Below are 12,785 nucleotides of genomic sequence, written 5' to 3'. Positions count from 1 at the left end.
CAAGATCAACAGGGTTTTCTAAAAATAAGGAGTCACCATTTTTGTCTGTATTGGCATGTTTATTGACCATATAAAACAATTCATTTCTCGGGCTTGGGGAGCAATGGAACAGCCAACCGACTTAAGGCTTTTCTGTTGTTCTTAATGGCCTTAACTCACCACGTTTTACCTCATCTGGCATGGCAAAGGAATATCGTCCGAGCATATTAATATGACCATATCCATATGCGGACAGTCTGGCTACATCTTCATCGTATACGGGGAAGCCTTCTTGTCGTAATTGATTAATGGCAGCATCCATGTAAATAGTGTTCCAAAGTGTAATGATATTTAAAACCAGTCCAAGGGCACCTAACTGATCTTCTTGCCCTGCACGATACCGCTGATGAAGTTCTCCTCGCTTACCATGAAAAACAGAACGACCTAAACTGTGTCTGCCTTCGCCCAAATTTAGTTGTACCAAAGTCTGACGACGGAATGACTCATCATGAAGATAATTGAGCATGTGGATAGTTTTGTCAATTCGCCCAATTTCGGCAATTGCTTTGGCTAAACGAGTTGGTTTATCAGCAACTTGAAGAGTGCGCATAATGCCTTCTGCGGGAACTCTCCCGAGTTTTAATGAAGCCAATAAACGTAAAATATCATCCCACTCAGGAGGAACAAGATTTATATTTATACGACTTTTTGCAAGTACATTGAGCTTTCCATAATCAGCCAACGGATCAATCCGCCAGAATCTAGCACCACCCATATCAGCCAATCGCGGACTGAAACGAAGTCCCAACAAACGAAACAGTCCAAATACAATATCACTGTATGCGCCTGCATCTGTCATGATCCGCGTTGGCTGTAATTCCGTCTGTTGCTCAAGAACAACGCCTAACAATATTAGGCTATCACGTAAAGTGCCAGGTACTGTTACAGCATTTAAGCCAGTTCGTTGATTAGAGATTAGATTGTACCAAGTGACACCACGACCTGATTTAAAATATTTTGGATTTGGAGCAGCGTGCACTGTTCTAACCGGTACAACGAAGCGCATGCCATCAGCCGATGCAATATCGCCTCCGCCCCATTTCTTAGCTAATGGAATTTGATTTTGAGCAGAAACTAAAATGGCATTGACCGCCATTATCGTTTCATTTCGAATATAATTTTGATCAACCCATACCAATCTATCTCTTTTTAAAGCAGGTATGTCCTCACGAACAAACGGTTCTCGTCCAGTATTGCAAGCGTCTGCTAGCAATTCAGCACATAAACTGATTAATAGATCCTCAGCACGCGCACTTCCTTCATTGATGTGGGTAAATCCATCCGCAAATCCAGTACGTGTGGCTATCTCAAGTACCATCTCGGGTAAATCGACACGTGGTAATTTGGCTTTTACAGCAGCTCTCAATGCTTTTAATGATGGAGGCTCATCAAGTGCATCAAGCTGAGTTAGAATCAGCTCCTCATTACCCTTAACTGTTTCAAATCGAACAGCAGGGTTATTATCAATATTTGCAGCAACTAACCGATACACTTGATGTAGTTCATCTGTAAGGCTTGTTATGGCTAACATTGGGTCAATTGTTAAATTTAATGAGCGGCAAATCATAGGACGTATTGCCTCCCACTCTGAGCCAGAATAAAGATTGGCTCTTGGATCAGCATACCGCCAACTCGGACTTATGAACACATCCCTATGTTTCAGTGCCGATTGCAATTTATCAAGAACACAAAATATATATGCTGTTCGGTCAATTGTAGTTCTATTGCTATCCCGGCCAGTTATTGATGTTATTAATGCAAGCTCTTTATTATTTGCGTTTTTTTGAACTTCCTTCATGTTTAAAATGGATTTTTTCAATTTCTCAACTTGAGATTGTTTTTTCTCTGGTACAACGATTTCCTTAATTTTTTTATTGATAAGGTCAGCATATAAAAGTTTATCGTTATGCAAAATGATACCATCTTGGGTTTTTACAAGTTTCTTTATGACGCGATAAGTGGGTCGTGGTTCGTCTTGTGGCCAATTGATAACGCTACATTCATTTTTAATAACAATATTACGTTTCCATGATGTTCCAATAATCTCCATTGGCGGTTCATCCGTTTGTTTTCCCTTTAACCATTCAAGACTGGCAAGAAGAGGTTTTCCCGCTTGATTACTATCAAAATTTATTACTCGAAGGAGCGAAGGTAAAAATTTCTGAACTGTTTTTTCCTTTTGTTCAAGCTCATGATAAAACACATTACTTGGCGGCCTGATTAAGGCAGTGGCATTTTCAACTGCAGATACAAGCGCTTCATGACCTACTGTTGTATAAATTGTGTCCCGAATTTCATGATCACATAATTCTGTATTCAGTAGTAATTTACATGCATCGACCAATGTGGCTGTAGCTTGATCGAGATCTTTAAGAGTTCGCAGTCGTGTATTTTTATTTTCTTGCTTGGCCTTTGAGAATAAATCACGCAATACCATACTGAGCACGTCCAGAGAATCATCTTGGGAGTCTGACTCAAAATGATTCGCAAAAGCAACGAGCGTCGCCATTTTACGCTCAAACGGCAAGCGGTTGATGGCTGTAATTTTTGCCGTATTAGCAAAGCGTGCAAGTGTTGCTATTTTACAGGCGGGGATGCGGTACAGTGGTAATTCAACACTAATGTTGCGGGCAGACTCAACCCGTTTTAATGCTTGCACAAGAGCTGTGCTACTGATGCTAACCGGACCTTTACGCAGTTTATCAAGCAATGACAGATGTTCGTCATCCTCTACCACCAAGAGGTCATTCAGTTTTTCCTGTTGTGATGCGCTTAAATTTTTAATCAACATTCGCCATAAGCGAGACTCCATCCTGGAGCGAATTTCTGCAACAAAACGCTCAAGAACTGTAATACCTGGTAACAATATTTTGTTGGTCGATAGCCAACCCACTGCATGATCAAAAAGCACTCCAGGTCTGTCAGTACCAGTCCAGCATAGTGCACATAATATGCGACCAAGACGATAACGACTACCTTTTTCAGCAAATTCTATATAGCCATAACGCGCTCGAATTTCAACAGCATGACGCCAACGCTGCTCACTTTTCATGTACATTGATATGCAACTTTCAGGATCATTAACCTTGATTTGAATAGCAACTCGCTCAATTACCACACGAGGAATCTGATTCAAGTCGGAAATAAAAGCTCCAATAAATCGAACTGTTGTCAGCTGTAATGCATAACCTAACCTGCTGAAGTCACCACGCTTGTTTGCAATCCACTCCATATCCTGATCATCGAGGAAAAAAAGGCTATCTACGATATCTGGTGGTAGGTCAGTAGGATATTTAGCGTAATTGTCACATTGTACTGGGGAGAGAAAACTAACAGGCATGTTTATCCAAAATCAATAGGTGTTGTTGCTAAACTTAGAAGTTTTGCAACGGAATTTGAATGCCTTTATTTAAAGGTTTAAATTCGTTGCAAAAATCAGATGCAAAAGTCTATTGTTTTGCGATATGATTTGCAAATAAAATATTAGGGATTAGTTATGAAAATTGGGTATGCTCGCGTTTCAACCACGGATCAAAATTTAGAGTTGCAATTAGTTGCACTAAAAGAAGCTGGTTGTAAACGTATCTATCAGGAAAAAATTTCTGGTGCAAAAAGAGATCGTCCAGAATTACAACGATTACTTGATCAGCTTCGACCTGAAGATGTAGTCGTTGTTTGGAAATTGGATAGATTGGCGCGTTCAACCCAGCATTTATTAGAATTAATAGACTGCATAAGAACAACAGAGGCTTCCTTTTGTTCGCTTTCCGAGCCTTGGGCAGATACCACTTCTCATGCCGGTAAAATGATCATGACCGTATTCGCAGGTATTGCAGAATTTGAGCGTGACTTAATTCGTGAACGTACTGGTGCGGGTCGCGCAGCTGCAAAGCAACGTGGAGTTCGTTTTGGACGACCTGAAAAAATGAATAAAGAACAAAAGTCATTGGCCAAGCGGCTTTTGCAAGAAGATAAATCGGTAAGTGAGATTGCAAAAACGTTTAATGTCCATAAAGCAACAATTTATCGTTTACAACAAGAATAATTCACTACAGATCCCCAATCCTATGGTATTCTTAATATTAAGAATTATTTATTAATGATAACATCTGGTATGGTTTGAGTTAATTTTTATGGATAAAGAATGATCAATATAAAATATGGATTTGGAAAAGAAGTATTGTATTCATTTGATGATGCAATTAAAAAAGTTACTGAAGAACTGCAAAAAGAGGGATTTGGAGTTCTTACAAATATAGATGTGTCAGCAACTTTGAAAAAAAAATTAAATAAAGATATGCCTCCCTATCAAATTCTTGGTGCATGCAATCCGCAATTTGCCCATCATGCTTTAGAAAAGGAGCCATCTATAGGTTTGCTTCTACCATGTAATGTGGTTGTACGCCAGGATGATATAGGCAAAGTGCATATTGAATTTATGGATCCAAAATCAGTATTAGAATTGGTCGGCAATCCTGAGATCAATCTGGTCGCTGGAGAAGTAAGACAAAAACTGGAGAGAGTATTAAGCGCATTGTAATGCGCTCATCTACAGTTAAGATTTTAACATGCGAAGACCACTTGCAATAACAATAAGCTCACTTATTTCATGGGCTAAAACTGCTATTGGCAACGTAAAATAGCCAGTTACCGCCCCGACAATAAGAGAGCTAATAACAATTATAGATAGTCCTAAATTTTGTAAAATTATATTCCAGGTTCGATGACTAAACTCGATGAGATAAGGTAATTTTAATAAATTATCACCCATTAATGCTACATCCGCAGTTTCTAATGCAACATCGGTTCCAGCGGCGCCCATTGCAACTCCTACATGTGCTGCTGCAAGTGCTGGAGCATCATTTACTCCATCGCCAACCATCATTACCTTACCGTAACGTCTTTCCAGTTCCTCAATTTTTCGTGTCTTATCTTCTGGTGATAAATCAGAGAATACTTCATCTACACCTGCTTGAACTCCAATTGACGCGGCAGTTATCGAGTTATCTCCAGTGAGCATAACAACACGCTCAATACCCATCAATTTTAGGGACGATACCATCTGCCTTGCTGTAGATCTTAGAGGATCAGTAATTGCAATTAAACCGAGAATTTCCTTATCTGTTCCTACTAATACGACAGTCTTTCCAACGGTCTGTAATTTATTTATTTCTTGAATTACAGTTTCTACCAATAGACCCATATCAATAAATAATTTTGGATTGCCAATATAAAATTGTTCTCCATTTATAAAACCCTGAACCCCTGAACCAGTCAATGACTTAAAATGTTCAACAGGTTTATATGCAACACTTTCTGCCTTTGCTTGTTGTAAAATGGCATGTGCCAGTGGATGCTGGGAACGCGATTCAAGGGTGGCAGCTACATTTAATATTTGGTTCTGAGTATAATTATTTAACGAAATGATATCGGTGACCTTGGGTTGTCCTTGTGTTAAGGTTCCTGTTTTATCAAGCGCAATAACCTTTATTTGAACCAATTTTTCTAAATATATCCCACCCTTAAGTAATATTCCGTTTCGACTGGCTGTACCAAGAGCAGCTACAAGGGTAATTGGGATAGAAATTACTAAAGCACATGGTGCAGCTGCAACAATAAACACCGTTGCACGTAGCACCCATTCTTGCCAATGCAGCCCAAATAGAGGAGGTAGGGTAGCTATTAGTACCCCTGCTAAAAGAACGAATGGACTGTAGAGATTGCCAAAACGCTCTATAAATCGTTGACTGCGACCTTTTTTATCCTGTGCTTTTTCAACAAGAAAAATAATACGAGATAACGTGTTCTCAGCAAATTTTTTGGTAGCGCGAATAGTAAGAGTCCCCTCGCCGTTAATAGTTGCAGAAAATACTTTATTTCCCACAAATTTCTCAACAGGAATTGATTCACCCGTGATAGGCGCTTGGTTTACACTAGAATGTCCAGATATGACCTCTCCATCTGTAGCGATGCTTTCACCAGGACGAACAATAAACTCATCTCCAATTTGAATGTCTTCTAAAGGTATTAGGAACTCGCTATTATTACGTCGGACTAATGCGGATTTTGGGGCAAGTTCCATCAATACTCTGATAGCATGTCGCGCCCTTTCACCAGCATAACCCTCTGCTGCTTCAGAAATAGAATATAAAAAAACCAGTGTTGCCGATTCTGCCCATTGTCCCATCACACCAGCAACAATAGCAGCGGTAGACATCAAAAACTCAATACCGATTTCATGTTCTTTGAAAAATTCTTCTATAGCTTCCCGTGCGAAATAATATCCACCAATTAACACCGCGCCTATGTAAAACCCGTTAGCAATTATCCTTGGTAGTGTCAAATATGAGCCTACAAAACCAATAGTTAATAATATACCGGCTATTGCTGCCGTAATGACTTTAGGATTATGCCACAGTTTGGGCATTGGTTCTTTGTGAGAAGGACAAGTGGAGCAGCCCATTTATTTATACCCCTTATTCATAGTTTTCTTCAGAGCCGTAATGTTAAAGCGTCATTGTTACCTAAAAATAAAGGTTTTTAAAGAATTCATCATAGATATTGAATAAAACAATAAAACTATTTGTTCTATTATAGGTAATTTGAAAACTTAATTACTAATGATGAAAAAAATTGGTTATCTATCTGTATTCAATGAAAATACTTGAACAACTTCACAGTTTACAATCCTATAAAATGAAACATACCGAATTATAGATATTAAAAGACCAATATAGTCCTTAAGTCGGTTGGCTGTTCCATTGCTCCCCAAACCCGTTGTGCCACAATCCACTTCAATATCGATGGGAATTTTCTTTTTAGATACCCCAAGCCCTGATTTGGCCAATTGAATGGCTTTGTTCATTTTGTCAATCAATGATGCTTCATAAGAAGTTTTGTACTCACTAAGCGTATCAGGAAAAGGAGGGCAGGTAATTAAAATATGAAGCTGTGCCTCGTTTTTAGAAGCTAATTTTAACGCCAGCTGTAAGGCTTCTGTTTCGTTCTTAATTCCATGGCTAACGAATAAAATGTTATGAAATCGGTGCATTACTTATTCCTCCTTGAAAGGGCTGGAGCAATGTTTCAAAATCGTATTTGAACCGCAATTGCTCCTTGCTTTTTACATGTATTGGCCGCCATTGACATCCAGATTAGCTCCAGTGATAAAACTCGATGCAGGGGATGCCAAAAAAGCAACGGCCTCTGCAACATCTTGCGGAAGTCCCAAGCGCCCTACCGGTATGACTGAAATTATAGTATTTAAAACGTCTTCTCGCATTTTGCGAATCATGGGCGTTTCAATATAGCCTGGCGAAATAGTATTCACCGTAATGCCTTTGCTGGCTACTTCAAGCGCCAGGCTTTTGGTAAAGCCAAACAATGCGGCCTTGGTTGCTGCGTAATTGCATTGCCCAAACTGACCCTTACGTCCATTAATTGAGGAAATAGAGATAATACGTCCATACCCTTTCTCAAGCATGGCAGGTAGTGTATTTCGCGTCATGTTAAATACACTGGTGAGGTTCGCATTCACTACACTTTTCCATTGCTCTGGCGACATCTTTTTTAAACTGGAATCCTGAGTCACACCTGCATTGTTAACCAATACGTCAATACGACCGTAGCGTTCCATAACCAGTGATACCAGCTGTTCACAATCATTAAACCGCGCAATATCCGCATACAGTATATCAATTTCAAATCCTGCTTGTTGTTGCTCTTTTTGCCATTGAATTGCTTCTTCATGATTGCCGTTTTTGAAGTAGCAGGCAATCACAGAATAGTCTGTTGCTAATCGTTGACAAATAGCGCTACCAATACCTCCTGTACCACCAGTAACAATTGCTATCTTTTTCTCCATGATTATTCTCCTTAATTAAATTGGTTTGTCCCTATAGAAAAATACTTTGTTATCGTTTGATTGAGGCCATTTTTAACATTAAAAATCCAGTGAGTCCTGATATAAACGAACCAAGCACTACGCCCATTTTAACCATGGGCATTAAGCTTGAATCATTGTTTTGGTAAGCCAAAGAACCAATAAACAAACTCATGGTAAAGCCAACGCCGCAAATAAGTGCAATGCCATAAACTTGAGCAAGATTCACCTTATCTGTCTTAAGAAGTTTTTTGAACTTAACAAAATAGCCCAAAGATAAGAAAATACCCAATTGTTTTCCAAGAAACAATCCTAGCCCAACGCCTAAAACCACTGGGTGGGTAAATATTGAGAAATCAAGCCCTATAAAAGTGATCCCTGCATTAGCAAAGGCAAACAAGGGAAGAATGAAAAAGACAACCCAATGATGCAAACCGTCTTCTAGGCGCGTCAGCATCGATTCCTTGCCTACATCAGGGATGGTCATGGCAATCACAATCCCGGCAAGGGTTGCATGAACGCCAGATTTTAATACGGCGATCCACAGAGCTACCCCAAAAAGCATGAATACTGAAATGCGGCGACATTTAAAATAATTTAAGCCAATCAAAATCAGGGTAAACAATAATGCCAGTGAAAAAGAAAAAAGCGATAACTTTGCAGTATAAAACAGCGCAATAATAACAATGGCTGCCATATCATCAAAAATGGCGATGGCAGTGAGTAAAATTTTGAGTGAAAAAGGTACACGTGAGCCTAAAAGAGAGACGATTCCTAGAGTAAATGCAATATCGGTAGCGGTAGGGATTGCCCATCCTTTTAGATAGACTGGATTATGAGCATTAAAGAAAGCAAAGATTAAAGCGGGAAAGAGCAAGCCACTTAATGCCGTAAGGGCTGGAGCCAGTAGATTGGTTTTATTACTCAAAATTCCCCGATTGATTTCCCGTTTAATTTCAAGGCCAATCAATAAGAAATATACAGCCATTAATCCATCATTGATCCATAGAATTAGCGGTTTTTTTATGGAAAGATTCCCAACAGAAACACTGCCATTAATATGCAAAAAATGCTCATAACCAATACGATAAGGGGAATTGGCAACGATTATCGCAAGCACTGCAGCAATAAATAATAGGATACCACCAAGAGTTTCCAGGTTATAAAAGGAATCCGATTTATTCATCAATTGATTGTATAAGTGACTAAAAACCAAGTGTACTTGGTGTTGTCGTTCGATACAATTCTGCAGAACATTTTCTTTAATCAGGATTCTGGTGATGCATGGTCATTCATATCCTCCGGAATTTTCATGATTTTTTATAAATAGAGTTCTGTGTTTTTCATAGCAACCAATCGATTGCCTCCTGTCCAAATAAAAAAATTTTATATTGGTGTTGCGTATTTATTTGTCAATGCTATGCTCATAAGGTAAATCATACGATTTACGTTTTTTGATGGGCAACAACACCGTGAGTGAACATAAAATATTGGGTCAATATGGGAATTGAATCAGTTAAAATGTTTAACCAATTGGCTGAAGATTATGATGGTTGGTTTGATAGTCATCCAGGTGTTTTTCAATCGGAACTTGAAGCCTTAAAGAAAGTCACCCCTCAATCAGGAGAAGGACTTGAGGTGGGCGTTGGTTCTGGACGATTTGCTGCCGCATTGGGTATAAAAACAGGCATCGATCCTTCTGTTCAATTAAGTCATTTCGCTAAATTAAGAGGTATTGATGTATTCGAAGGGGTTGCTGAATCATTGCCTTTCCAGGAACAGCAATTTGATTTTGTCTTATTCAATACGGCGTTATGTTATGTTGACTTGCCGTTAGTAGCACTTCTCGAAGCAAAACGAGTCTTAAAACCTAATGGGAAGATTATCATAGGCATGATTGATAAACATTCGATGCTTGGACAGCAGTACGAAGCCACAAAACAAGACAACCCATTTTCTCAATATGCTCACTTTTATTCAGTATCCGAGATTCTTGAATTGCTTCATGAAATTCATTTTACAGAAGAGGCAATTAATCAAACACTATTTGCTCCTATTGATACCATCATAACAGCAGAAGAGAGCAAACCAGGTTATGGAGAAGGCGGGTTCATTGCACTATCCGCCGGCATGTCTCCCTTTTCTTATTGAAGGTTTATTAGCAAGTCTTGCATCGACCAATCAGCAGATTGAGCGTGAAGACCCACTAAAAAAGTATTGAATCGCTTTGTAAAGACGCTACGCGGCTTGTTTTTCTTGTATTATCGCAACATCCCCTTGGACACACTATACTTTTTAATAGGATTTGAACAAAGAACAGAGGACTAATGAATTATTCTTTTCGTTTTCTTGTTGCAGAAGCATCTTTTCCTGCTCGCATTATTATCCGAAATCAATTAATGCAGCTTGGACAACACGTGGATATCGTTCCCTCAATTGAAGACACTCTGATGCAAATTACATCTAAAAGCTATGATATGCTTTTAATTGATAGCTACTTGTACTATTCACAAGGTGACTATGATTGGACTGCATTGATAAAAAAACACCACCCATTTACTACAGCTCCAGTGATTGCACTAATCTGCGAACATCCACCGATAAAAAATGAAATGGGAAGCCCTCACTTGTGTAGTTTTAGAAAACCATTCAGTGAAGAAAAAGCGATAATAATTATCCATTATCTGGAAAGCACATTAAGCTAAATTGAAAACCCCAAAGATAAATTGATACATTAATGTCCCCACGGTATCCGATGGTCATTAAAGAAGCCCTGCATCTTGAAAATCCACGCGCAACCATGCCAAATGGAGTTGATTTAAGTGACCCGGAAGGAACTTTTAAACCTAACGCTCTCCATTAAGTAATTCAATAAAACCAGTGGATTACCTATTTCCAAACGCGCACCCGGTTTCGTCCTTCGGACTTAGCCAAATACAATGCCTTGTCTGCATGTTCAATAGACTCCTCTATCGGTTTATTAGGCTCAAGCAGCGCCAGACCAAAAGAGGCAGTTACTTGAATCAAGTGCTCCTTGCCATCATCGATGGTAATGGCCTCAAGCACTTTCCGAAGACGTTCACTCATTGCGAACCCCATATCCAAATCGGTAAATGGCAAACACAGTAAAAATTCTTCACCACCATAACGAAAAACTTTATCATAGGCCCTTAGATTCTCAATAAACAGACGAACAGCTGTTGCCAAAACACGATCTCCCATCTGATGGCCGTGCCGATCATTAATCTCTTTAAAGTAATCTAAATCCACCATAACCAAGCAACAACTTTGCCCTTGGCGCTTAATAATTTCTTGTTGCTCTCGCAAAGTCGACAGCATCGTCACGCGAGACAGTGCCCCAGTCAACGCATCTCGGCTGTGAATCAGATATTCCAACTCATTTTAAGAGCGGAGAGCTCAAGTCGCATCTGCTCCAAGGCATTGGCAAAATGATTGTAGTCAATAGGGGCTATCCCTTCTGGCATACTTGCCTTTTGTAATAACTGCGCGGTTAATTGATGCATGCGTTGGTGTGACACGCCTATATTAATGATTCCAGGATGTTCTTGAATTTCTTTTGGGATGCCACTGTAATACCATTGCCCAAATCGGCAACGCGTATGAGCGTCAGGCTGCAAATCGTTGTTATCTCCAGGCAGTCGGCAAATCAAGGTTCTAATCAATGAATTGTGCCATTGTTGATGATTATAAATTGCTTGCTCTAGTTGTGAAATAATTTGCTGCAGTTCGTTTTGAGTAACACTAGTAAATGCTGCCATGACCTATCCCTTGTTTCCTTGTCACTAATACTCAGGTGAAATAAGAGTATTTCACCCATCACAGCCCAACTCAATGGAAAGGCGTATAAAACTTAAAATTATTTCTTCCTGTGGATTTCACTTGATATAAAGCGGCATCCGCATGTTGAATCAACGTATCCAAATCAGAACCATCTTGAGGATAAAGGCTCACACCGATACTCAACGAAATCGAAATGGTCTGTTCTTTTATAAGAATAGGCTGTTGGATAGCATGAAACAAATGATTAATCACGGTATGTACCTCTTCCTCATGAACAATATCTGAAAGAATAATTAAGAATTCGTCCCCACCTTGTCGTCCCACAATATCTGAAGAGCGCACCGATGCTGTTAGACGTGATGCAACCTCTATTAATAACAAATCACCGGCATCATGGCCAAACGTACCGTTAATCTTCTTAAAGTAATCCAAGTCCATAAACAGCACGGCGATACTGCATTGATGGCGCTTTGCATACGCCATAAATAATAGAAACGATTGCTCCAATTGCTTGCGGTTTGCCAATCCTGTCAATGCATCATGGTAGGCCATCCTAACCAACTCATGTTCAGCCTTTTTTTGAGCATCAATATTTTGAATTTGAGCAATAAAATACAGCGGGGCACTATGTGCATCCCTAATTAACGAACCACTCAATAAAATCCAAACGATGGCGCCATTTTTACAAATATAACGTTTTTCCATTTGGTAGGAGCTTATTGTGCCGTTCAATAATTGGCGCACATAATTTAAATCGGTTTGCAAATCATCAGGATAGGTTATCCGCTGAAAATCGATTTGTAATAGTTCTTCTTCTGTGTAACCTGTTATTTGGCACAGCGATTTATTCACCTTAAGCCAGCGTCCTTCCAATGAAACTAAAGCCATACCGATGTCTGCATAATCAAAAGCCGCACGAAATCGTTTTTCGCTTTCTTCAAAAGTTTCATTAACCCGATGAAGCGCTCGTGTTCGCTCATGAACTTTTTTCTCTAGCTTAAGATTTAAAGACTCTAAATACTCGGTTTGCGGCCAAAGAGCGAAACAAAGATTGACATCAGCA

Annotated in this window: 13 protein-coding genes; 5 read left to right on the top strand and 8 right to left on the bottom strand. The window is 39.4% G+C overall.

Annotated features, from left to right (window positions below; translation table 11 throughout):
- Positions 1–121: 121 nt before the first annotated feature.
- Positions 122–3,379 carry a Tn3 family transposase gene (locus Lsan_RS12245; protein ID WP_012187537.1) on the bottom strand — a complete coding sequence of 1,086 codons (3,258 nt, stop codon included), beginning with the start codon at positions 3,377–3,379 and terminating at the stop codon, positions 122–124.
- Positions 3,380–3,535: 156 nt separating this feature from the next.
- On the opposite strand from Lsan_RS12245, the gene Lsan_RS12240 reads away from it, so the two are divergent.
- Both Lsan_RS12240 and Lsan_RS12235 read left to right on the top strand, forming a co-directional pair.
- On the top strand, positions 3,536–4,084 hold the full coding sequence (locus Lsan_RS12240) for a recombinase family protein (protein WP_012187538.1): 549 nt from the start codon (positions 3,536–3,538) through the stop codon (positions 4,082–4,084).
- A 99-nt stretch (positions 4,085–4,183) separates the two neighbouring features.
- Entirely contained in the window at positions 4,184–4,579 is a 396-nt protein-coding gene (locus Lsan_RS12235; protein ID WP_012187539.1) for a DUF302 domain-containing protein, read from the top strand.
- A 15-nt stretch (positions 4,580–4,594) separates the two neighbouring features.
- On the opposite strand, the gene Lsan_RS12230 is transcribed toward Lsan_RS12235, so the two are convergent.
- The 4 genes from Lsan_RS12230 to nhaA all read right to left on the bottom strand — a co-directional run bounded on the left by Lsan_RS12230 (position 4,595) and on the right by nhaA (position 9,107).
- Entirely contained in the window at positions 4,595–6,502 is a 1,908-nt protein-coding gene (locus tag Lsan_RS12230; protein ID WP_012187540.1) for a heavy metal translocating P-type ATPase, read from the bottom strand.
- A gap of 174 nt (positions 6,503–6,676) precedes the next feature.
- Positions 6,677–7,090: a hypothetical protein gene (locus tag Lsan_RS12225; protein ID WP_014845095.1), complete on the bottom strand. Its 414-nt coding sequence runs from the start codon at positions 7,088–7,090 to the stop codon at positions 6,677–6,679.
- 72 nt (positions 7,091–7,162) lie between these two features.
- Positions 7,163–7,903 carry an acetoacetyl-CoA reductase gene (phbB, locus tag Lsan_RS12220; RefSeq protein WP_014845094.1) on the bottom strand — a complete coding sequence of 247 codons (741 nt, stop codon included), beginning with the start codon at positions 7,901–7,903 and terminating at the stop codon, positions 7,163–7,165.
- A gap of 49 nt (positions 7,904–7,952) precedes the next feature.
- Entirely contained in the window at positions 7,953–9,107 is a 1,155-nt protein-coding gene (nhaA, locus tag Lsan_RS12215) for a Na+/H+ antiporter NhaA (RefSeq protein ID WP_014845093.1), read from the bottom strand.
- A gap of 314 nt (positions 9,108–9,421) precedes the next feature.
- On the opposite strand from nhaA, the gene Lsan_RS12210 reads away from it, so the two are divergent.
- From Lsan_RS12210 to Lsan_RS23355, 3 genes are all read left to right on the top strand, one after another.
- Positions 9,422–10,072: a class I SAM-dependent methyltransferase gene (locus tag Lsan_RS12210; protein WP_014845092.1), complete on the top strand. Its 651-nt coding sequence runs from the start codon at positions 9,422–9,424 to the stop codon at positions 10,070–10,072.
- Between the two features lie 176 nt (positions 10,073–10,248).
- Positions 10,249–10,626: a response regulator gene (locus Lsan_RS12205; protein WP_014845091.1), complete on the top strand. Its 378-nt coding sequence runs from the start codon at positions 10,249–10,251 to the stop codon at positions 10,624–10,626.
- Positions 10,627–10,658: 32 nt separating this feature from the next.
- Positions 10,659–10,784: a hypothetical protein gene (locus Lsan_RS23355; protein WP_019350452.1), complete on the top strand. Its 126-nt coding sequence runs from the start codon at positions 10,659–10,661 to the stop codon at positions 10,782–10,784.
- A gap of 26 nt (positions 10,785–10,810) precedes the next feature.
- On the opposite strand, the gene Lsan_RS12200 is transcribed toward Lsan_RS23355, so the two are convergent.
- The 3 genes from Lsan_RS12200 to Lsan_RS12190 form a co-directional block, all read right to left on the bottom strand.
- Complete coding sequence (locus tag Lsan_RS12200) at positions 10,811–11,260, bottom strand: GGDEF domain-containing protein (protein WP_019350453.1); 450 nt, start codon at positions 11,258–11,260, stop codon at positions 10,811–10,813.
- Between the two features lie 44 nt (positions 11,261–11,304).
- A complete protein-coding gene (locus Lsan_RS12195) occupies positions 11,305–11,700 on the bottom strand; it encodes a CZB domain-containing protein (RefSeq protein ID WP_014845089.1) in 396 nt (131 codons plus the stop codon).
- 70 nt (positions 11,701–11,770) lie between these two features.
- A complete protein-coding gene (locus Lsan_RS12190; RefSeq protein WP_014845088.1) occupies positions 11,771–12,610 on the bottom strand; it encodes a GGDEF domain-containing protein in 840 nt (279 codons plus the stop codon).
- Between the last annotated feature and the right edge of the window lie 175 nt (positions 12,611–12,785).

It is taken from the genome of Legionella santicrucis, assembly GCF_001468135.1.
Lineage (GTDB): Bacteria > Pseudomonadota > Gammaproteobacteria > Legionellales > Legionellaceae > Legionella > Legionella santicrucis.
The sequence above is the reverse complement of the archived record's forward strand: the minus strand, read 5'-3'. Positions and strand labels throughout refer to the sequence as shown.